This is a genomic window from Streptomyces sp. NPDC027672 (genome assembly GCF_055566335.1).
In genome coordinates this window covers 192,933-213,443 of sequence record NZ_JBVHSO010000002.1, presented here as the reverse complement: position 1 = coordinate 213,443, position 20,511 = coordinate 192,933, and the positions used below count along the sequence as shown (strand labels likewise).

Sequence of the window (20,511 nt, the reverse complement as noted above, 5' to 3'; positions counted from 1 at the left end):
CGGGTGCGTGGGGTCAGGAGCGGTCCAGCACCGACTCCAGCTCCCGCACCACCCGCCAGAGCGGGGCGTCCCGGCGGGAGACCAGCACCACCACGTCCTCGTCCCGGCCCGCCGCGCCGGACCCGCCCGGTCCGGCCCAGACGGCGGCCGCCGGGGCGTCCGCCGTCCGCGCGTACGTCCGCTGCACATGGTCCAGCGCGTGGTCCACGGCCGCGCCCGGATCACCCGCGCCGTCCGCACGCAGCCAGGAGCGCAGCGCGTTGTTGTGCGCGGCGACCACCGCGGCCGCGATCACGTCGGCGCGCAGCGTCCCGTCGGGCCGGCCCGCGAACCGGTCGCGCAGGTACGCGGCGAGCGCGCGCTCGTAGCGCCGCACCACCGACAGTTCGTGGGCGCGCAGCCCCGGCACCCGGCGGGTGATGCGGTAGCGCTGCACGGAGAAGGCCGGGTTCTCGGCGTACATCCGCAGCACCAGCCGGGCCGCGTCGCACACCCGGCGCACCGGCTCGTGCTCCGGGCCGCTCGCCGCGAGGAACGCGGTCATCTCGGCCAGACAGCCCTCGTGATCGGGGAAGACCACGTCCTCCTTGGAGGGGAAGTAGCGGAAGAACGAACGCCGGCCGACCCCGGCCAGGGCCACGATGTCGTCCACGGTGGTCTGCTCGTACCCGCGGTCCAGGAAGAGCCGGAAGGCCGCCGCCACCAGGGCGTCCCGGATCGGCGGCCGGGCGGCCGGCGCCGTGCTGCTGGAGCTCATGGACGAGGAACGTAGCACCCGGACCCGTCGCCTGGCACTCGGTGCAGCACGAGGGGCGTCGCGGGGGAACCGAGTGCTGTCCGGCCGCGCCCGCCGGGCGTACCGGGGTGGACGAAAGGCGCCGTAACCTGCGGCGTAACCTTTCTGCACCGTCTCTGCACCGTCGCCGGAGCACTCCGCCGCCGGACCACTTCCCGAGGAGCCCGCATGCCCGACGCCCGTCCCCGCCTGCTGTACGTCACCGACCTGGCGTACCGGGCCCGCGGGCGCCGCTACGGCGACGAGGACGTCCACCTGGCCTCCCGGCTGCGCGACCGCTTCGACCTGGCCCTGTGTCATCCGGCGGACGCGGTGGCCCTGATGGACGCCTTCGACGCCGTCGTCGTGCGCAACAGCGGGCCCGTCCTCGGCTATCAGAAGGAGTACGACGCCTTCCGCGCCCGCGCGCTCGCCACCGGCGCCCGCGTGTACAACCCGCTCACCGGGAAGGCGGACATGGCCGGCAAGCAGTACCTGCTCGACCTGACCGCCGCCGGCTGCCCCGTGATCCCGACCGTCGGCTGTGTCGAGGACGCGCACCTGCTGCCGGCCGCCGAGCGCTATGTGGTCAAGCCGAAGCAGGGCGCGGACTCCCTCGGCCTGCGGATCGTCCCGGCCGGCCGGCTCGCCGGCTTCGCCGCCGGCGACGTCCTGGTCCAGCCCCGCGTCGACTTCGCCTACGAGGTGTCCTTCTACTTCGTCGACGACGACTTCCAGTACGCCCTGTACGCCCCCGACCCCGTCCGCCGCTGGGAGCTGAAGCCGTACGCGGCCACCGCCGCCGACCTCGAATTCGCCCGCCGCTTCATCGACTGGAACGCCCTCGGCTACGGCATCCAGCGCGTCGACGCCTGCCGCGCCCCCGACGGCAGCCTCCTGCTGGTCGAACTGGAGGACCTGAACCCTTATCTGTCCCTGGACGCACTGCCGGAGGACACCAGAGACGCTTTCGTCGCCGCGTTCACGGCGTCCTTGAGCCGATTCGCCGAGGGAGCCCCCGCCCCGACCGGCCCGTGACCGGCAGCCGGCCGCCGAGACGGTCCCGGCGATGGCCGCTCGGCCCGGCCGGCCCGTGATCCGCCGGCCGGCTTCCGCCGTGCCGGTCGGACGGCCGGACGCGGGGGCCGGCGCGGGTTCGGTGCGGCCGGGGCGGGGATGACTGACGCGGCCGGCACTGCCGTGATCGTCCCGGCGGCGTCCGCTCGGCCGGGCGGGGCCGTGATCCGCGGTCGGCCTCAGCCGTGCCCGTCGGACGCCGGACGCGGGACGCGGGAGCGGCGGGAGCTCGGTGTCGCGTGGGCGGGCCCGACGTGGACAGTGCCGCTGTGATCGTCCCGGCGGCGCCCGCTCGGCCGGGCCGGGTCGTGATCCGCGGTCGATCTCAGCCGTGGCCGTCGGACGCCGGGCGCGGGAGCGAGCGGGGCCCGGTGTCGCCTTGGCGGGGGTGTTCGGCGCGGTCGGCGCTGCCGTGATCGTCCCGGCGGCGCCCGCTCGGCCGGGCCGGAGGGTGATCCGCCTGCTGGCTTCCGCCGTGCCGGTCGGACCGCCGGGCGCGGGAGCGGGCAGGGGTCCGGTGCCGCCTTGGCGGGGGTGTTCGGCGCGGTCGGCGCCGCCGTGACCGTCCCGGCGGCGCCCGCTCGGCCGGGCCGGAGGGTGATCCGCTGGCCGGCTTCCGCCGTGCCGGTCGGACCGCCGGGCGCGGGAGCGGGCAGGGGTCCGGTGCCGCCTTGGCGGGCGGGACCGACGCGGACGGCACTGCCGTGACCGTCCCGGGGACGATTCGCGGGCGGAAGGCGGGGCACACCGAAGCGGGACGGACAGTACACCGGCCGGCGTGGGCCGGGCGGCGGCGGACGGGAGCGGACCGCATGACGGAGCAGAGCGGCACACGGCACACAGACGGTACGGAGGGCGGTGCCGTGGACGGCGCGGGGCACGAGCCGGACGCGGACGGTCCTTCCGAGCGCCCGGACCCCGATCTGGACGGCTTCTTCGACCGGCTGGACCCGGACATGTGCGTGGTCACCGCCGTGGCGGGCGGCGAGCGCGCCGGCTGTCTGGTCGGCTTCGCCTCCCAGTGCTCCATCCGGCCGCCCCGGTTCGTCGTCTGGCTGTCCAAGGCCAACCGCACCTACCGGGTCGCCGGGGCCGCGCAGCACCTCACCGTCCATCTGCTCACCCGCGACCAGCGGGACCTCGCGGAACTCTTCGGCGGCGAGACCGGCGACGAGACCGACAAGTTCGCGCGGACCGGCTGGCGGGAGGGACACGCCGGCGCCGCCGTGCTGGACGGCGTGGCGGCCTGGTTCGTCGGCACCGTCCTGGACCGCGTCGACGGCGGCGACCACGTCGGCCATGTGCTCGACCCGGTCGAGTGGGGCGAGGGCCGGGACGGACCGCTGCTGCGGCTCTCCGCCGCCGCCACCATCGAGGCGGGCCACCCGGCGGACTGAGCGGCCGGCCGGGTCCGGTCTCCTCGGCCCCGGCACCACTCATCTCACATCCGACATACCGTCAAATGCCGTAATCAGCCAGAGGGTTCGGCGTCACCTGCCGTTTTCATACGCGCCATCCCCGGTCAACCCGCCATTTTGTCGAAGAGGGGAGGGGGCTGCTCGACCAGCAAGATCATTTACCTTCGGTCCGCACCTGGCTAGCGTCCTTCGCAATCACTGATCCGTGCAGCTCGGGGGCTTGTGGCACGGGGTCCCGGAGCGCGAAGGAGAGAGTCAGGCATGGCTTTGAACGCACAGGGCTTCGCGATCATCGATACACCGGAACTGGACGAGTACACCCTCTCCCAGTTCGAGAACCTCCCGCTCGACCCGTACACCGGCTCGGAACAGCGCTACCGCCGCTTCTCGCAGTTCCGGCTGGTCCACGACGGCGAGTGGAAGCTGGAACTCCTGCCGCACCGTCACTTCGCCCAGCCCCGCCAGTACAACGACCTGGTCGGCGGCCGGCTGCGCACCCTGGAACCGCTGACGACGGACCCCACGCCGCTGATCGCGGCCGGAGCCGAGGCCCTGGACCTGGACAAGGGCACCGTCTGGCAGCTGAACGTGCACCAGTGCCGGGTCGTGTCCACCCCGGAGGTGGAGGGAGTGGCGGCGCCCGAGGGCCCGCACCGCGACGGCCACCACTACGGCATCGTCGCCGTGACCCGGCGGCACAACATATCCGGTGGCGAAACGCAGTTGATGCCGCTCGGCGGTGGTGAGCCGTTCTTCACCACCACCCTCCAGGACGGCCAGGCGATCTGTTTCGACGACCGGTCGATGTTCCATCACGTGACCGACATCGAGCACCTCAGCGAGGAGGGCGGCCACCGCGACGTGTGGCTGGTCGCGGTGAACCCGTGGGAGCACCGGCGCTACGGCGAGGAGTACGAGGCCGAGGTCCTCGCCAGCAACAGTGAGGCGTGAGCCCCGTGACCCACACCGTTCTCGACAGCCTGCCCGCCGCCGACTCGGGCACGGCCGCCGTCTATGACCGCATCGGCGTAGGCTACTCCACCGTCCGCCGCCCCGACCCGCGCTGGGCCGCGCTGATCCGCGAGTCCCTGGGAGACGCGCGTACGGTCCTGAACCTGGGAGCCGGTTCAGGCGCGTACGAGCCGGAGGGCCTCCAGGTGATCGCCGTCGAACCCTCACTGGAGATGCGCGCCCAGCGGGCCGCGGGCAGCGCCCCCTGCTTGGCGGGCCGCGCCGAGGACCTGCCCTTCGACGACCGGACCTTCGACGCGGCCATGGCCGTGCTGACCGTCCACCACTGGTCGGACCTGGAGGCCGGGATCGCGGAACTCCTCCGCGTGGCCGACCGGTTCGCCGTCGTCACCTACGACATGGACGTCCAGGCCGACTACTGGTTCACCCGGGACTACGTACCGGAGATCGCCGACGCCGAGCGGTCCCGGGTCCCGTCGCTGGAGCGGATCACCACGCTGCTCGGACCCTGCGAGGTCGCCGAACTGCCCGTCTGGCACGACTTCACGGACGGTTTCATGACCGCCTTCTGGCGCCGGCCGGCGGCCTACCTGGAGCCGGCCGTCCGGCGGGCCTGCTCGGCGTTCGCGCTGACCGATCCGGCGGCCGTCGAGCGCGGCGTGGCCCGGCTGCGCGCCGACCTCGACTCGGGTGCGTGGCACCGCCGTTACGCCGACCTGCTGGAGCGCGACCACATCGACGCCGGGTTCCGGCTGCTGACGGGGACCTCGCGGCACGCCGCGGCCGGGACGGAGGCCGCGTCGTGAGCCGCCTCGCACAGGACCCCCGGACCGCCGCGGACTGGGACTACGACCGGCTGGTCGACATCGCGGGCCGGCACGGCACACCGGTGCAGGTGCTGGACGCCGGGCGGCTCGACCGCGCGGCCCGCGAACTGCTCGCGGCACTGGACTCGTTGAGTAGGCCCACGCGGGTCTACTACTCGGTGAAGACCAACTACCTGCCCTATCTGTGCCGGCGGCTCGCCGGTCACGGCATGGGCGCCGACGTGGTCTCCGGCTACGAGCTGGCCGCCGCGCTGGCCGCCGGATTCCCGCCGGAGGCCATCGTGTTCAACGGCCCGGTGAAGACCGAGGAAGAGCTGGCGACGGCCGTACGGCACGGAGTGCGGGTCAACATCGACGGCGAGCAGGAGATCGAGACGCTGGAGCGGCTGGCCGCGGCCGCCGGGCGGAGGATCGAGGTCGGCATCCGGATCTCCCCGGGGCTGCCGCTGTCGACGTCGCCGGACCCGTCGTACCGGGCACTGGCCGAACGGGCGGCCCGCCGCAACCGCTTCGGCTGGCCGGCCGGGTCCGCGCAGCTCGCCGGTCTCATCGAGCGGATCACGGCCTGCCCGCACCTGTCGCTGACCGCGGTGCACGCCCACCTCAGCAGCCAGATCGTGCACCAGGAGCTGCTGGTGGCTGCGCTGGAGCCGATCCTGCGGGAGGCCGCGGCTCTGCACCGCACGGTCGGGCTGCGCGAGGTCAACATCGGCGGCGGCTTCGGCGTCCCGGGCATCCGCCGCCCCCGCACCGGCCCGCTCACGGCGCTGTGGGGTCAGCAGGGCGGCACCCCGCCGCCGGACCCGGAGCCGGTCCTGGACGTGCCCGCGCTGCTGGCCGACGTGGACAAGCGGCTGCGGGAGGCGGGCCTGGCCGACGTCGACCTGGCCTGCGAGCCGGGGCGCTGGCTGGTCTCCGATGCGATGGCCCTGGTGACGCGGGTGATGTCGCGCAAGGAACTGCCGGACGCCCGCTGGCTGATCCTGGACGGCGGCAACAACGTCGCCCCCTGGACGGGCAGCGGCGAGGTGCACCGTCTGGTGCCGCTCGGCCGTGCCTACGCGCCGACGACCGCCGCGTGGTCGGTGGCCGGACCGTTGTGCTACGAGAACGACATCCACGCCGCCTCCGTCGACCTGCCCGAGGACATACGGGTTGGCGACCTGCTGTGCCTGCACGACACGGGCGCCTACTCGCTCGGCCGGAGCAACAACTTCATCCGGACCAGGTCCGCCGTGGTCGCGCTCGACGGCGACCAGGAGGAACTGGTCTGGCGGGCGGAGACGGGAGCCGACGTGTTCCGGCTGGCCGACCCGGGCGCCCGGCCGTCCGAGTCGTCGTGATGTTCAGGAGTTACGCCGAGCTGCTGAGGCTCCCCGGCGCGAGTGCGGCGGCGGTGCCCGCCGCGCTCGCGCGCCTGGCCGGCACGATGGTGCCGCTCGCCCTGCTGCTGGCCCTGGTCCAGTCGGACCGCTCCGTGGCGGTGGCGGGCGGTGCCGGAGCGGTGTACGCCCTCGGCAGCGCCGTGGGCGGGCCGTTCATCGGCCGGCTGATGGACCGGCGCGGGCCGGCACCCGTGCTGCGGATCACCGGGCCGGTGGCCGGCGGGCTGCTGGTCGCCGCCGCGCTCGGGGCGTCCCGCGCGCCCACCGGCGTCCTGTTCGCCGTGGCCTGCTGCGCGGGCCTGGTCACGGCTCCGGTGGGTGCGTCGGCGCGGGCGATGTGGCAGGACCTCACCGACGACGAGAACCTGCGCAAGCGGGCCTACGCGTTCGAGTCGACCCTCAGCGAACTGCTGTTCGTGCTGGGCCCGTCGGTGGTCAGCGCGCTCGGCTGGCTCCTCGGGGCCCGCACCGCGCTGCCGGTCACCGCCGTGCTGCTCGCGGCGGGAGCGGTGGGCTACGGGGAGGCGGGCATCGTGCGCCGCCGCGCGCCCGTGCCCCGCCGCCCGGCGGCCCGCGGCACCCGGCGCGGTGCCGCCGCGCTGTCGGTGCTCGCCGCGATCGCCCTCACCGCGGCCCTGTCCAGCGCACTGGCGGTGGCCGTCACGGCGATGCTGCGCGCTCAGGGGTCCGCCCCCGAACTGGCCGGATCGCTGGTCGCCCTGCAGTCCGCGGGCAGCGTCGTGGGCGGTCTGCTCTACGGCGCCCGGACCCGTGGCGGCAGCACCTTCCGCCGGTACGTACGGCTCCTGGTGGTCCTGACCCTCGCGCTGGCCGTGCTGCCGTCGGCGGCCCTGGCCCACCGCGCGGGCCTGCCCACGGTCTGGACGCTCCTCCTGCTGGGCGCGCTGCTGGCGCTGAGCGGGCTGCCCATGGCCCCCACCGGCGCCGAGGAGTTCCAGCTCATCGGCGACCTGACGGCGCGGCACCGGATGACGGAGGCGTTCGCCGGCGTGGGCAGTTTCATCGCCGTGGGCGGCGCGCTGGGCTCCGCGCTCACCGGTGCGGTCGCCGACAGCGCCGGCCCGGTCACGGCCCTCGGCCTGCCCGCCGCGTGCACCTGTGCCGCCCTGCTCCTCACCCTGGCGGCCCGGCGGCCGATCGCCGAGGCCGTCGCCGCGGCCCGCGAAGAAGACCGCGTCCGATGCGCGACGCCCGAATCCGAAAGGCACAGCCATGAGCACTGAACCCGGTGTCCTCGCCGTCGTCGAGAGCCAGTTGTCGAACTTCGGCCTGACCCCGCTGCGGGCCGCCCACGAACTGGGCTTCCACACCGTCCTGGTGAGCAACGACCCGGACCGCTACCGCGTGGTCAGCCTGGCCGAGGAGGTGTACGCCAAGCACCTCGACGAGGTCGTCACCACGGACACCAACTCCGTCGACGCGGTCGTCGCCGCGCTCGCCCCGTTCCACGCCGCGGGCCGGCTGCGCGGGGTGATGACCGTCACCGACTACAACATCCCGATCGTCGCCGAGGTCGCCGCCCGCTTCGGTCTGCCCGGACTGTCCCCCGAGGCGGCCCGGAACTGCCGGGACAAGCTGCTGATGCGCGACGCATGCCGGGCGGCCGGTGTCGCGGTGCCGGACTACCACCAGGCCACCGGAGAGGCCGACGCGCTGGCCGCGGCCGACCGCTTCGGCTACCCGTGCGTGGTCAAGCCGATGACGGAGTCCGCGAGCATCGGGGTCACCCTGTGCCGCACCCCCGCCGAGGTGGTCGCGGCCTACCGCGACCTGACCGCGAGCCCCACCGACTTCCGCGGCCAGCCGCGCCGTCCCGGCGTCCTGGTCGAGGAGTACCTGATCGGCTTCGAGGTCAGCGTGGAGTCGGTCCTCGTGGACGGCGAACGGCACATCCTCGGCGTCACCGACAAGGCACTCGGCCCCCATCCCCACTTCGTGGAGATGGGCGACACCTTCCCCTCGATGCTGTCCGAACCGGTCCGCCGGAGCTGCGCCGACCTGGCCCGGCGCGCCCTGGACGCGGTCGGCCACGACTTCGGGGCCGCCCACGCCGAGGTGAAGGTGACCGCCGAGGGACCGCGGATCGTGGAGGTCAACGGGCGCATGCCCGGCGCCGAGATCACCCAGCTGATACGCGAGGCGACGGGCGTCTACCTGCAGCGGGAGGTCGTCCGGCTGCACGCCGGGCAGACCGCCGACCTCACCCGCACGCGCGACCGCGCCGCCGCCTCCCGCTATCTGGCCGCGCACCGCACCGGCATCCTCGCCCGCGTCGAGGGCGTGGACCTGGCACGGCGCGTCCCGGGTGTGGCGGACGTGGACCTGGAGGTCCGCCCCGGGGACCGGGTGCGGCCCGCCGAGAGCAACCTGGACCTGCTCGGGTACGTCGTCGCCGTGGGCGACACCACCGGCGACGCGGTCCGCCGCGCCGAGTCCGCGCTCGGCCAGCTCGCCCCGGTCTTCGCCGCCGACGAGGACGAGCAGTGACAGCCGCCCCGGCCGAGGGCACCGCCGCGTGGGACGTGGCCGTGCACCGGGACCTGGCGGACGTCGGCACGGAACACTGGGACGCGCTGTTCGGACCGCGGGGCTTCTACGCGACGTCCCCGTGGCTCCGGCACGCGCAGGCGACCGCGGCCACCCCTCCGTACTACTTCACGGCCCTGCGGGACGGCGAGCCGTCGGCGGCTCTGCCCGCCTACCCGCTGGAGGCGGACACCCCGTACGTCTTCTGCGCCCCCGGACGGGTCGTCGCCTCGATCCACGAGCGGCTGACCGGGCAGACCGCCGACTGGCCCGGCGCGCTCATGCCCGCGCTGGCCTGCGGCGGCCGCAACCCCTCGCACACCAAGGCCGGGGTGCGGGCCGGCCTGCCGCCCGAGGAGCAGCACGCGGCGGTCAGCCGGCTCGTCGCGACGGCGGAGGACGAGGCGTGGCGGGCCGGCCTGGAGGCGGTGTCGTTCCTGTACGTCGACGAGGACGACACCCTGCTGCGCCGGGTGCTGGAGTCCAGGCGGTACACCGTCCTGCCCGGGCAGACGGCCTACTCCCTGGACGTGCCGGCCGACGGGGACTTCGGCACGTACCTCGCCCGGTTCCCGTCGCGGCACCGGGTGAAGATCCGCAAGGAGGTCCGGGTGCTGGCGGAGGCGGGCGTCACCTACCGGACCCAGCCGCTCACCGGGGAACTCATCGAGCGGATCGCTCCGTTGGAGACGGCCCTGTACGCGAAACACGGGACGCCCGCGGACGCGGCGGCCTTCCTCGCGGTCCTGCGCAGCGTGGCCGCCCACGCCGGTGCGGCGGCCCGGGTCACCACCGCCCACCTGGACGGTGAGCTGGCCGGTTTCGTGCTGACCTTCACCCACGGCGGGCAGCTGTACGCCCGCCAGGGCGGCTTCGACTACGCGGCGAAGGGGCGGCTGCCGCTGTACTTCGGTCTCGTCTATTACGAACTGCTGCGGCTGGCCATGGCCGAGGGCCTGACGCACATCCACTACTCCACCGGCTCGGACGCGGTGAAGCTGTCCCGGGGCTGCACCCCGGTACGGCAGTTCGCCTACGTCAAGGCACGCCGGGAGGACCTCACGCGACGGCTGGCCGAGCTGGTCGTCTGACGGCTCGACGGGCCGGGCCTTTTCCGGTCCGTCGCCTGAACGGCGTACCACCCGATGTGCCCGGCCGCCGCGCGCGGTGCCCGCGTGCTCCCCGCGGGCACGCGGGCACCGGACGGCACGCGGAAGCGGCCGCGGCTCCCTAGCCGTCCGCCTCCTGCGGGGTCGCCACCGCCTCCTGTACTGCCTCCAGCGGCAGCCGGATGTCCAGCACGCACACGTCGTCCCGCCGTTCGGCGGCGAGCATGGCGGCGAGCAGGGCGTCCAGCGAGCCGGACTCGCCGCTGCCGTGGCCGCGCACCGCCTCCGCCAGCCGGTCGAAGCCCGCGTCGAGTCCCTCGCCGGGACGCTCCACCAGGCCGTCGGTGTACAGCAGCAGCCGGTCACCGGGTTCCAGCCGCAGTTCGAGCGACTCGTAGACGGGGGCGCCCGTCGCGCCGAGGAGTATGCCGCCGGGACGGTCGAGGAAGCGCGCCTCGCCGCGGCGCACCAGCAGCGGCGGCAGATGCCCGGCCTGGGCCCAGGCCAGGACCTGGCGGCCGGGGTCGTAGCGGGCCAGGACCATGGTGGCGGTGGTCTGGCTGTCGCGGGAGTGCAGCAGCAACTGGTTGAGCCGCGCCAGCGCCCCGGTGAGCGAGGAACCGGTGCTCACCATGCCCTTGGCGGTGAACCTGAGCTGGGCCATGGTGGCCACGGCGTCCAGGCCGTGGCCGGCCACGTCGCCGACCACGAACAGCGCGTCGCAGTCGGGCAGTTCGATCGCGCTGAACCAGTCGCCGCCGACGTGGATGCCGGCCTGCGCGGGCAGATAGGCCACCTCGACGCGCAGCCCGGCCAGCCGCACCGGCTTGCCGGGCTGCGGCAGCAGGGCGTGCTGGAGCCGGGCCGCGAGGGCGCGCTCGGCCTGGAGGATGCCGCGCTGGAGCAGCATCGCGCGTTCGCTCTCCACCAGCGCGAGTTCCGCGCTGCGCTGCGCGGTGAGGTCCTGGACGAAACCGTGCACCTCGACCGGGGTGCCGTCGGACGCCATGACCGCCTCCGCGACCATCCGCAGATGCCGGACGCCCTCGGACGTCTCGGTCCGGAACGGCACGTCGAAGGAGCGGCCGTGGGTGACGAGCCCGGCGATCGCGTGCGCGAGCGGCCCGGTGTCCTCCGCCACGGCCAGGTCGGGCAGCCGCTCCAGCCGGACCGGCCGCTCGTCCTCCCGCAGCCCCAGTACGGCGTACGTCTGCTCCGCCCAGGAGATCTCCTGGGTGACGAGGTTCCAGTTCGCCCAGCCGAGGTTGCCCAGCCGCTGCACGTCGGCCAGGCGCTGCTCCTGCCGCTCCGCCGGGTCGTGCCGCAGCCAGGACACCACCAGGCCCTCGCCCAGCGGAGCCGCCCGTACCGTGTAGGTGGCGGTCACGGGCAGCTCGCCGATCACGTCCTGGTAGGCGAACGGCTCGCTCTCGAACGGCACTCCGGTGCGCAGCGCGCGCAGGTACCCCTGCCACAGCGGTTCGCCCGCGACCGACGGATAGCTCTCCAGGATGTGCCGGCCGATCATGTCCCGCCCGGTCCGGCCGAACACGTCGACCGCGTCCGGGGTGGCGGCGACGATGCGGTAGTCCTCCACCTCGCCGGCCGCGGCGCGCAGCGGGACCAGCAGGAGCACCGCGCCCGGCAGCGCGTCGAAGACCGACTGCACGGTCCGCGAGGTGTCCTCGGCCGCGTCGTCCCGGGACGCGTCGAAGGCCCGCAGCCGGCCCGCGCACAGCCGGGCCACGGCCCGCAGCAGCTCCCGCTCACGGGGGGTGAACCGCGCGTCGCGCCGGCGCAGCACACCGAGGGCGACGCGCGCGGTGTCGCCGGCGGACACCGGCAGCCAGGCCCGGGTGAGCCAGCGCTGCGGAGGGGTGCCGATGAGCAGATGGCGGGCGCTGTCCCGCTCGTGGTCCTCCAGCCAGTACGGCTCTCCGGCGCGCAGCGCCTCCAGCGCGGGCACACCGGCCACCGGCGGGATCTGGCGCCACTGGGCGGCGAGGGTGGGATCGACGCCCGCGTGCCCGATCAGGCCGAGGCCGCCCTCGGGCAGCCGCTCGTAGAGCATCACCGCGTCGGCGTCCGTCTCGGCCGCCAGGTGGTCCAGCAGGCAGCCGGCCAGTTCGTGCGGCGAGCCGACCCGGACCAGGTCGCGGCCGAGGCGGGCGAGCACCGCCGCCGGCTCACCGGTGCCGGCGGGCCCGCGCCCCCAGGAGCCGGCGGCGGGCGGTTCCGGCGGGGCGGCGGGCCGCTCTCCGGGCGGCAGCGCGCCCAGCGTGAGCCAGCACTGTTCGAGAAGGGTGCGGTTGCCGTCCTCGGCACGCCGGACCAGATCCCGGTGAGCGGCGTCCGGCGTACAGCCCGTGACGGCCATCAGCACACCCTTGGCCCGTTCCAGCAGTGCCGAGGAGGCCGCCACGTCCCGCAGCCGTTCCAGCTCGGCGCGCTGCCGGGCCACGACCTTGGCCAGTGCCGCCAGCTCGTCGCTGGTGGCGCGGTCCACCGGAGGCAGGGGCTCGCTCGTCACGCGACGAGCATGGCATACGCCGGCCCGCTCGATCACTCGTATGCCAGGTCAAGGTTTATGCCACCTTCACACGGGGAGGCGGGGCGGCCGCGGGGTCGCCGCGCGCGCCGCGGCGACCGCTCCCGGCGGGGCCGGACCGGCGGACACGCGGACGCTCGGACCCGTCCGCTGCCGGGGTGCGTCCGGTGCGGGGGGCTGGGGGAGGGTCAGCGGCCCGTGCCGCGGCCGGCCAGGGCCTCGCTGACGGCGCGGACGCTGCGCGCGATGTGCTGGAGCTGGAGGATCTCGGCGGCGTAGAGCTTGATCGTGTGCTCGATCACCGACTCGGGCAGGCCGAGCACCGGCAGTTCGGCCCGCGCGGTCTGCAGGGCGGTCCGCGCGACCCGGATCTCCTGCTGCACCTGGAGCTGCGCGTGCCGGGCGAGCAGGACCGGGTGCCGGATGAGCGCCGGATAGCTGGCGTAGCGCGCGGGGATCAGCTCGCGCAGCCACTTGGCCGCCGAGCGCTCCCAGTCGTAGCTGCCCGGCGTCTTGACCTGACAGGGCCAGTCGGGGCTGATGCGCGTGCTGGTCAGGGGCATGATCATCGCTTCCGGTGGGCGGCGGCGTGCGGGCGGTCGGCGGTGCGGCGGCCGACGGGTTCGGGGCGGCCCCGGCCTAGGGGATGACCGGGGCCGCCACGGGCGCGTCGCGCAGACGACGCGCCCCTCGTCCACCCCGGGCGCCGCCGCGGGTGGGGCGGCGGCTGGGGGTGTCCGTGCGGTGAGTCCGCGGAGCAGTATTTATATATGCCGACCCGTTTTCAAGACGCATGAAAACATTCATGCGCGATATGCGGTGAATGATCCCCGTCCAGGGGGTGGACGACCGCAAGATCTTCACGGATGCACCGGTACCGGCGGAAGGACCGGCCACCGCACCGGCCCCCGTCCGGCCCGACGCGGCAGAGACTCAGTTCTTGCGAAAGAGGCTCAGTCCTTGAGGAAGAACTGATGCTGCTCCGACAACTGCTCGTACGTCTCCAGTCGCGCCTGGGTGCGCTCCGGATCGGCGTCGGTCATGGCCTGGAGCAGCGCGGCGGCCAGCACCCCGGGCGCCGCGTAGGAGTCGAAGACCAGCCGCGACCCGGTGCCCGTGGCGAAGGTGACGTCGGCCTCGTCGGCCAGCGGCCCCAGCGCCAGGTCGGTCACCAGGGCCACCTTCAGGCCCGCGGCGCGCGCCACCCGGACCGCGGTCAGCGTCTCCTGGGAGTGCCGGGGCATGGCGAAGGCCAGCACCCAGGTGCCGCCGGCGCCCCGGGCCTGCGACAGCGCGTCGTAGGCCACGCTGCCGCCGCGGGTCACCAGCCGTACGTCCGGGTGGATGCGGCGGGCGGCGTAGCCGAAGTACTCGGCGAGCGACACCGAGATGCGCAGCCCGAGCACGGTCAGCGGAGCGGAGCGGGACAGCTCGCGGCCGACGTGGATGACCCGCTCGGGATCGGCGAAGTCCCGCCGCAGGTTCTCCAGGTTCTCGATCTCGGCGTCGACGGCCGCCTGGAGTTCGTTGGCCCGGTTCTCCTCGCCGGGCCCGCCCGCCAGGCTGCTCAGCGCGATCGACTGGAGCGTCTCGCGCAGCGCGGGGTAGCCGCTGAAGCCGACGGCGGCGGCGAAGCGGGTGACGGAGGGCTGGCTGACGCCGACCCGGTCGGCCAGCTCGGTGATCGACAGGAACGCGGCCTCGGTGAGGTGCTCGATCAGGTACTGGGCGATGCGCCGCTGGCCCGGCGACAGACGCGGGCCGTCGAACAGTTCCCGCAGCCGCGAGGCGGGGGCGGCGGCCTCGGCCTTCGGTGCGGTCCTGCCCGACGTGATCGCTGATGCCTGTGCGCGTGCCTGCTGCGGCGAGGGCACCGGTCGGCCTCCTTTGTCTGCCACGAGCACTCAACATAGCTCACCCACCGCCGTGACCAGGGGGTTGAGACGACGGGCTCAGCGCCGGTACAGGGTGATGGAATGGCCCACTTCGCCGACCGGCCGGCTGTGCGCGAGCAGCCCGGCGAGCCGGCCGCGCGCCGTGGCGACGGCGGAGTCCGACACCGCCAGCAGTCCGTGCACCCGGTCCGGCGCCACCCTGCGCGGATCGGCGGCGCGGATGCCGTAGTACGACGGCACCCCGCTGCCCTTGTACACCAGCCACACCCGCTCGCCGGGGTACCGCTCGCGCAGCCGCTCGGCGAGCCGGCCCAGGTCCTGCCCCCAGTCCACGCCGGAGTCGTGGAGCAGCAGGTGGGCGCGCGCGGGCCCGCCGAACGCCTCGTTGGCGTACGGCAGGTAGTACGGGAACGCGCGCACCGAACTCACCGCCGCCCACAGCACCAGCGCGCCGCCCAGCGGCCCCGCCCAGCGCCGGCCGGGCACGGACGCACAGGCCGCCGCCACCGCGAGGAACACCGGCACGAACAGCGCGTACCGGGTCCCGAAGTTGCGCGCCCCCGTCATCGCCGCCGCCAGCAGCACCGCGGGCGGCAGCAGCAGGTACGGCGCGGCGGGCCGGGTCCGGCGCCGTACCGCGGCCGCCACGGCACCGGCCGCGCCCAGCGCCGCCAGCCCGAGCGGGGTCTTCACCAGCAGGGCCACCGGCAGGTAGTACCAGCGCGGGCCGGTGTACAGGTGCCCGAAGAGATAGCCCCGCCACGGAAGCCGCTCCAGCCCGAACTGCACCCGCATCCCGGCCCGGTACGCGGGCGGCACCGGCAGCAGCTCCACCAGACCGGCGCGCGGCCCGTGCACGGCCGGGACGGGCTCGGCGGGGACGAACCGCAGCCGCGGATCCACGGCCAGATACGCGGCCCACACGATGCCGACCGCCACGACGGCCACGACGCAGGCCCCGCCGAGCGCGGCCACCACGGGCCGCCATGCGGCGAGCCGGCCGGAGAGCGCGCGGGCGGAGAGCGCGGGGGCGAAACGGAGCGCGGGGCGGGCGATGCGCGCGCGGGCGGAGCGGAGCGCGAGCCGGGCCACGCGTGCACGGCGCCGGACCGGGGGAGCCGGGGCCCCGCCCGGACCGGGCCGTGCCACCGCCGGGCGGGACGGGCGGACGGAGGCGTCCGGTGCCACCGCCGGGCCGGACCGGCGGGCGGCCGCGACGGACACCACGGCCAGCGCCATCAGCACCGGAACCGCCGGCAGCGCGCTCATCTTCGTCGCCACGGCCGCTCCGAGCGCCGCCCCGGCGAGCGGCAGATACCGGGCGGGCCGGCGCCGGGCCCGCCACACCAGCCAGACCGACGCCAGCACGAACCCGATGGCCGGCGCGTCCAGTGTGGCCAGCGAGCCGTGCGCGACGACGTCCGGGCAGAACGCGTACAGGGCGAGCGCGGTCAGCCCGCCGGCCGTACTCGTCAGGTCCCGGGCGAACACGAACACCACCAGTCCGGTGAGCAGCGTCAGCGCGATCACCGGCAGCCGCGCCCACAGCATCAGCCGCCAGGGATCGTTGCCCGACTCGTACAGCAGGTGCCGGCCCACCTGTCCCTGACCGCCGTGGTACGCCGGGTCGTAATGCGGGCCGGCCACCGCGACCCCGGCCGCGATCAGCAGCTTGCCGAGCGGCGGATGCTCGGGGTTGTAGCGCAGCCGGTGCGCGCGCAGATAGTCGGTGGCGGTGGCGACGTACACCGGCTCGTCGACGGTCGGGGTCTGCCGGACGGCCGTGGTGACCAGCACTGCGGCCATCTGCCCCAGCAGCAGGACGACCAGCAGCGGCGGCCCCCACCGCCGCAACCGGCGCGGCGGCGCGGCACGGCCGGCCGGCGCGGGAGCCGCCGAGGGCCCGGGCGCCGCGTCACGGCCCCACTGTCGCACCGCCCCACCCCCGCACGTGTCGTACCGGCGGACCTTCCGCCGTACCCACGGATACGGCCGGCGGCCGCGCGGAGTTCACCGGGGCCCACCATCGACCGGAAGGGGCGGCCGTCCGGGTCCGGCCCGATGAACATGACCGGGAACGTCCGCCCAGGGCTGACGACCCGTCAGCTCTCCGCGCCTATCGCCGTCGTCTCCACCACCAGGTCCGCCCGGTCCCGGGTCGCCGCCACCAGGTCGGCGTTGCGCTGGTCCGTGCCCGCGACCCAGGCCACGGCCGCCGCGTGCTCCTTGCCGAACTCCTCGTGCCGGGCGACCAGACGGCGTATCCGCTCGTCCTCGGCCGTCTCGCAGAACCACACCTCGTCCAGGCACGGCCGCACCCGCGCCCAGGAACCCTCGGTCAGCAGCAGGTAGTTGCCCTCGGTCACGACCAGCCGGGCTTCCGGCGGCACCGGGATCGCGCCCGCGAGCGGCTGCTCCAGCACCCGTTCGAACGCCGGCGCGTACACCACCCCGTCCGTCTCCTCGCGCAGCCGCCGCAGCAGCGCCGCGTACCCGGCCGCGTCGAAGGTGTCCGGCGCGCCCTTGCGGTCCCGGCGGCCCAGCCGGTCCAGTTCGGCGTCGGCCAGGTGGAACCCGTCCATGGGCACGTGCGCGGCCCACCGCGGTCCGTCGCCGTTCAGGGCGGCCACCAGCTGCTCGGCGAGCGTCGTCTTGCCGGCGCCGGGACTGCCCGCGATGCCGAGCAGGGCGCGCCGGCCGTCCCGGGTCAGGGAACGGGCGCGTACGAGGAGATCGTCGAAGGTGGGCGGCACACAGGAGAGTGTGTCACCACCCGCCGGGAAAACATGTGGTGTGCGCCACCCACTGGACCGTCCCGGACGGGGAAGAGTCCCCGGTATGACTCAGCTCGGTCTCCCCGACACCATCCAGGCCTGCCTGTTCGACCTCGACGGGGTCGTCACCAAGACGGCCGTCGTGCACGCGGCGGCCTGGAAGGAGACGTTCGACGCGTTCCTGCGCGAGTACGACGGCGAACGGGGACGGCCGTTCGACGCCGCCGACTACGACGAGTACGTGGACGGCCGTCCGCGCGCCGACGGCGTCCGCGCCTTCCTCGCCTCGCGCGGCATCGACCTGCCCGAGGGCGACCCCGGCGACCCGCCGGACGCCCGTACCGTGCACGGCCTCGGCAACCGCAAGAACGACCTGCTGCTGGAGAAGATCCGCACCGGCGGCGTCGAGGTCTACGAGGGCACCGTGCGCTATCTGGAGGCGGTCCGCGCCGCCGGCCTGCGCACCGCGATCGTCTCCTCCAGCGCCAACTGCCGGGACGTGCTGCGCTCGGTGGACGCCGAGCACTTCTTCGACGTGCGCATCGACGGCGTCGTGGCGGCGGAGCGGAACCTGCCGGGCAAGCCGCGTCCCGACACCTTCCTCGCCGCCGCCCGCGACCTGGGCGTCGAGCCGTCCGGTGCGGCCGTCTTCGAGGACGCGCTGGCCGGCATGGACGCGGGCCGCGCGGGCGGCTTCGGCTATGTCGTCGGCGTGGACCGGGTGGGCCAGACCGACGCGCTGTACGCGCACGGCGCCGACACCGTCGTACGGGACCTCGCCGAGCTGGGAGACGAGAAGTGATCACCGACCGGTCGTACACCGTCGAGCCGTGGGCCGTCCGGGAGACCGCCCTCGACCTGGACGTCCTCGCCCAGAGCGAGTCGGTGTTCGCCCTGTCCAACGGGCACGTCGGCTGGCGCGGCAACCTCGACGAGGGCGAACCGCACGGGCTGCCCGGCAGTTACCTCAACGGCGTGCACGAGGTGCACCCGTTGCCGTACGCGGAGGCGGGCTACGGCTATCCGGAGTCCGGGCAGACCGTCATCAACGTCACCAACGGCAAGATCCTGCGGCTGCTGGTCGACGACGAGCCGTTCGACCTGCGCTACGGCCGGCTCGTCGCCCACGAACGCGTCCTGGACCTGCGGCGCGGAGTGCTGGAGCGGACCTGCGAGTGGACCTCCCCGGCCGGCTCGACGGTCCGGGTGCGCTCCACCCGGCTGGTGTCGCTGACCCAGCGTGCGGTGGCCGCCGTGGCCTACGAGGTGGAGGCCGTCGACAGCCGCAGCCGGGTGGTGATCCAGTCGGAGCTGGTCGCCAACGAGAGCCTGCCCGCGTCCGACGGCGACCCGCGCGCCGCACGGGCCCTGAAGTCACCGCTGGAGCAGGAGGACGGCTTCGCCGCCGAGGGCCGGCTGCGGCTGGTCCACCGCACCCGGAACAGCGGCCTGCGGGTCGCCGTGGCCGCCGACCACGTCGTCACCGGCCCCGAGCGCACCACCCTGCGCGCCGAGAGCGGCATCGACGTGGCCCGGCTCACCGTCACCTCCGTACTGGAGCCCGGCCAGACGCTGCGGGTGGAGAAGCTGGTCGCCCACGGCTGGTCCGGCGCCCGCTCGCTGCCCGCGATGGCCGACCAGGTCGACGCCGCGCTCGCCGCCGCCGCGCACGACGGCTGGGAAGGGCTGCTGGCCGGCCAGCGCGAGCGCCTGGACGACTTCTGGTCCCGTGCCGACGTCGAGGTGGAGGGCGACGAGGAGATCCAGCAGGCCGTCCGGTTCGCGCTGTTCCACGTCCTGCAGGCCGGTGCCCGCGCCGAGCGGCGCGCCATCCCGGCCAAGGGCCTGACCGGCTCCGGCTACGACGGGCACGCCTTCTGGGACACCGAGATGTTCGTGCTGCCCGTGCTCACCCACACCGCGCCCCGGGCCGTCGCCGAGGCGCTGCGCTGGCGGCACAGCACCCTGGACGAGGCCCGCGAACGCGCCGCCCAGCTCGGTCTCGCGGGCGCCGCGTTCCCCTGGCGGACCATCGCCGGCCCGGAGGGCTCCGCCTACTGGCCGGCCGGCACCGCCGCCTTCCACGTGAACGCCGGCATAGCCGACGCGGTCGTCCGGTACGTCGAGGCCACCGGCGACACCGCCTTCGAACGCGAGACCGGCGTGGAACTGCTGGTGGAGACGGCCCGGCTGTGGCGCTCGCTCGGCCACCACGACAGCCACGGCGTCTTCCACCTCGACGGCGTCACCGGCCCCGACGAGTACAGCGCCGTCGCCGACGACAACACCTACACCAACCTGATGGCGCGGCAGAACCTGCGCGCCGCGGCCGACGCGGCGGAACGCCACCCGGGCGAGGCACGGCGGCTCGGCGTGGACGAGGAGGAGAGCGCGGCCTGGCGGGACGCGGCCGACGCCATGCACGTCCCGTACAACTCCGAACTGGGCGTCCACGAACAGCACGCCGGGTTCACGCGCTACCAGCGCTGGGACTTCGCCGGCACCCGCGCCGACCAGTACCCGCTGCTGCTCCACTTCCCCTACTTCGACCTGTACCGCAAACAGGTCGTCAAACAGGCCGACCTGGTACTGGCCATGTACACCTGCAACGACCACTTCGAGCAGGAGTACGACGCGGAGCAGATCGCCCGGAACTTCGCCTACTACGAACCGCTGACCGTCCGCGACTCCTCCCTGTCCGCCTGCTGCCAGGCCGTCATCGCCGCCCAGACCGGCCACCTGGACCTCGCGTACGCCTACACCACCGAGGCCGCGCTGATGGACCTGGCGGACCTGGAGCACAACACCCGGGACGGGCTGCACATCGCGTCGCTGGCCGGCACCTGGATGGCGCTGGTCGCCGGGTTCGGCGGCATGCGCCGGGCCGGCGACACGCTGCGGTTCGCGCCCCGGCTGCCCGAGCGGCTGCGCCGGCTCGCCTTCCACGTCCAGTTCCGCGGGCGCCGGCTGCGCGTGGACATCGGCGCGGACAAGGTGACGTACGCGCTGCTGGACGGCGAACCGCTGACGCTCAGCCACCACGGCGAGCCGCTGACGGTCGGCACGGACATGCCCGCCGTACGGGCCGTACCACCGGCGCGCCGCCGCCCGGCCCCCGGCCAGCCACGCCACCGCGCCCCGAACGGAGGCAGCACGCGCTGAGCGCGCCGGCCCGCCGCGGCGG

16 protein-coding genes are annotated in these 20,511 nt (G+C 74.6%); 10 read left to right on the top strand and 6 right to left on the bottom strand.

The window, feature by feature from the left end; genetic code table 11:
- Nucleotides 1-13: 13 nt before the first annotated feature.
- Nucleotides 14-757, bottom strand: a complete 744-nt coding sequence (locus ACZ4SV_RS05455) for a TetR family transcriptional regulator (RefSeq protein ID WP_365877486.1) — start codon at nt 755-757, stop codon at nt 14-16.
- Between the two features lie 207 nt (nt 758-964).
- On the opposite strand from ACZ4SV_RS05455, the gene ACZ4SV_RS05450 reads away from it, so the two are divergent.
- The 8 genes from ACZ4SV_RS05450 (at nt 965) to ACZ4SV_RS05415 (ending at nt 10,092) form a co-directional block, all read left to right on the top strand.
- Nucleotides 965-1,813, top strand: coding sequence for an ATP-grasp domain-containing protein (locus ACZ4SV_RS05450; RefSeq protein ID WP_468001612.1), 849 nt, complete (start codon nt 965-967; stop codon nt 1,811-1,813).
- A 995-nt stretch (nt 1,814-2,808) separates the two neighbouring features.
- Nucleotides 2,809-3,249 (top strand): flavin reductase family protein, encoded by a 441-nt coding sequence (locus ACZ4SV_RS05445; RefSeq protein ID WP_365877503.1) that lies wholly within the window; start codon nt 2,809-2,811, stop codon nt 3,247-3,249.
- Nucleotides 3,250-3,531: 282 nt separating this feature from the next.
- Nucleotides 3,532-4,221 (top strand): 2OG-Fe dioxygenase family protein, encoded by a 690-nt coding sequence (locus ACZ4SV_RS05440; protein WP_365877490.1) that lies wholly within the window; start codon nt 3,532-3,534, stop codon nt 4,219-4,221.
- A 5-nt stretch (nt 4,222-4,226) separates the two neighbouring features.
- Nucleotides 4,227-5,048: a class I SAM-dependent methyltransferase gene (locus ACZ4SV_RS05435; RefSeq protein ID WP_468001610.1), complete on the top strand. Its 822-nt coding sequence runs from the start codon at nt 4,227-4,229 to the stop codon at nt 5,046-5,048.
- Nucleotides 5,045-6,412: a diaminopimelate decarboxylase family protein gene (locus ACZ4SV_RS05430; RefSeq protein WP_468001608.1), complete on the top strand. Its 1,368-nt coding sequence runs from the start codon at nt 5,045-5,047 to the stop codon at nt 6,410-6,412. The genes ACZ4SV_RS05435 and ACZ4SV_RS05430 overlap by 4 nt, the downstream gene beginning before the upstream one ends.
- Nucleotides 6,412-7,698, top strand: a complete 1,287-nt coding sequence (locus ACZ4SV_RS05425; RefSeq protein ID WP_468001606.1) for an MFS transporter — start codon at nt 6,412-6,414, stop codon at nt 7,696-7,698. Before ACZ4SV_RS05430 ends, ACZ4SV_RS05425 begins: the two co-directional genes overlap by 1 nt.
- Complete coding sequence (locus ACZ4SV_RS05420) at nt 7,688-8,962, top strand: ATP-grasp domain-containing protein (RefSeq protein WP_365877498.1); 1,275 nt, start codon at nt 7,688-7,690, stop codon at nt 8,960-8,962. Before ACZ4SV_RS05425 ends, ACZ4SV_RS05420 begins: the two co-directional genes overlap by 11 nt.
- Entirely contained in the window at nt 8,959-10,092 is a 1,134-nt protein-coding gene (locus ACZ4SV_RS05415; protein WP_468001604.1) for a GNAT family N-acetyltransferase, read from the top strand. The genes ACZ4SV_RS05420 and ACZ4SV_RS05415 overlap by 4 nt, the downstream gene beginning before the upstream one ends.
- Nucleotides 10,093-10,231: 139 nt before the next feature.
- Here the strand turns inward: ACZ4SV_RS05415 and ACZ4SV_RS05410 are convergent, their stop codons facing one another.
- The 5 genes from ACZ4SV_RS05410 to ACZ4SV_RS05390 form a co-directional block, all read right to left on the bottom strand.
- The gene (locus ACZ4SV_RS05410; protein WP_468001602.1) at nt 10,232-12,640 is read right to left on the bottom strand and encodes a SpoIIE family protein phosphatase; all 2,409 of its coding nucleotides are present in this window, start codon (nt 12,638-12,640) and stop codon (nt 10,232-10,234) included.
- Nucleotides 12,641-12,846: 206 nt separating this feature from the next.
- Nucleotides 12,847-13,227: a hypothetical protein gene (locus ACZ4SV_RS05405; protein ID WP_365877505.1), complete on the bottom strand. Its 381-nt coding sequence runs from the start codon at nt 13,225-13,227 to the stop codon at nt 12,847-12,849.
- Nucleotides 13,228-13,611: 384 nt separating this feature from the next.
- Nucleotides 13,612-14,532, bottom strand: a complete 921-nt coding sequence (locus tag ACZ4SV_RS05400) for a MurR/RpiR family transcriptional regulator (protein WP_365883108.1) — start codon at nt 14,530-14,532, stop codon at nt 13,612-13,614.
- Nucleotides 14,533-14,610: 78 nt separating this feature from the next.
- Complete coding sequence (locus ACZ4SV_RS05395) at nt 14,611-16,359, bottom strand: phospholipid carrier-dependent glycosyltransferase (protein WP_468002473.1); 1,749 nt, start codon at nt 16,357-16,359, stop codon at nt 14,611-14,613.
- 296 nt (nt 16,360-16,655) lie between these two features.
- A complete protein-coding gene (locus tag ACZ4SV_RS05390) occupies nt 16,656-17,306 on the bottom strand; it encodes a nucleoside/nucleotide kinase family protein (protein WP_468001599.1) in 651 nt (216 codons plus the stop codon).
- Nucleotides 17,307-17,391: 85 nt separating this feature from the next.
- Here ACZ4SV_RS05390 and ACZ4SV_RS05385 point away from each other — a divergent pair, with 85 nt between their 5' ends.
- Together ACZ4SV_RS05385 and ACZ4SV_RS05380 are read left to right on the top strand one after the other, a co-directional pair.
- A complete protein-coding gene (locus ACZ4SV_RS05385; protein ID WP_468001597.1) occupies nt 17,392-18,129 on the top strand; it encodes an HAD family hydrolase in 738 nt (245 codons plus the stop codon).
- Complete coding sequence (locus ACZ4SV_RS05380; protein WP_468001595.1) at nt 18,126-20,489, top strand: glycoside hydrolase family 65 protein; 2,364 nt, start codon at nt 18,126-18,128, stop codon at nt 20,487-20,489. Before ACZ4SV_RS05385 ends, ACZ4SV_RS05380 begins: the two co-directional genes overlap by 4 nt.
- Nucleotides 20,490-20,511 lie beyond the last annotated feature (22 nt).

Excerpts from the sequence above, each read along its gene's own strand:
- ACZ4SV_RS05445 (WP_365877503.1), top strand. The coding sequence starts at position 2,809 with ATGTGCGTGGTCACCGCCGTGGCGGGCGGCGAGCGCGCCGGCTGTCTG.
- ACZ4SV_RS05455 (WP_365877486.1), bottom strand. The coding sequence starts at position 757 with ATGAGCTCCAGCAGCACGGCGCCGGCCGCCCGGCCGCCGATCCGGGAC.
- ACZ4SV_RS05395 (WP_468002473.1), bottom strand. The coding sequence starts at position 16,359 with ATGGCCGCAGTGCTGGTCACCACGGCCGTCCGGCAGACCCCGACCGTC.
- ACZ4SV_RS05440 (WP_365877490.1), top strand. The coding sequence starts at position 3,532 with ATGGCTTTGAACGCACAGGGCTTCGCGATCATCGATACACCGGAACTG.
- ACZ4SV_RS05425 (WP_468001606.1), top strand. The coding sequence starts at position 6,412 with ATGTTCAGGAGTTACGCCGAGCTGCTGAGGCTCCCCGGCGCGAGTGCG.
- ACZ4SV_RS05385 (WP_468001597.1), top strand. The coding sequence starts at position 17,392 with ATGACTCAGCTCGGTCTCCCCGACACCATCCAGGCCTGCCTGTTCGAC.
- ACZ4SV_RS05405 (WP_365877505.1), bottom strand. The coding sequence starts at position 13,227 with ATGATCATGCCCCTGACCAGCACGCGCATCAGCCCCGACTGGCCCTGT.
- ACZ4SV_RS05450 (WP_468001612.1), top strand. The coding sequence starts at position 965 with ATGCCCGACGCCCGTCCCCGCCTGCTGTACGTCACCGACCTGGCGTAC.
- ACZ4SV_RS05420 (WP_365877498.1), top strand. The coding sequence starts at position 7,688 with ATGAGCACTGAACCCGGTGTCCTCGCCGTCGTCGAGAGCCAGTTGTCG.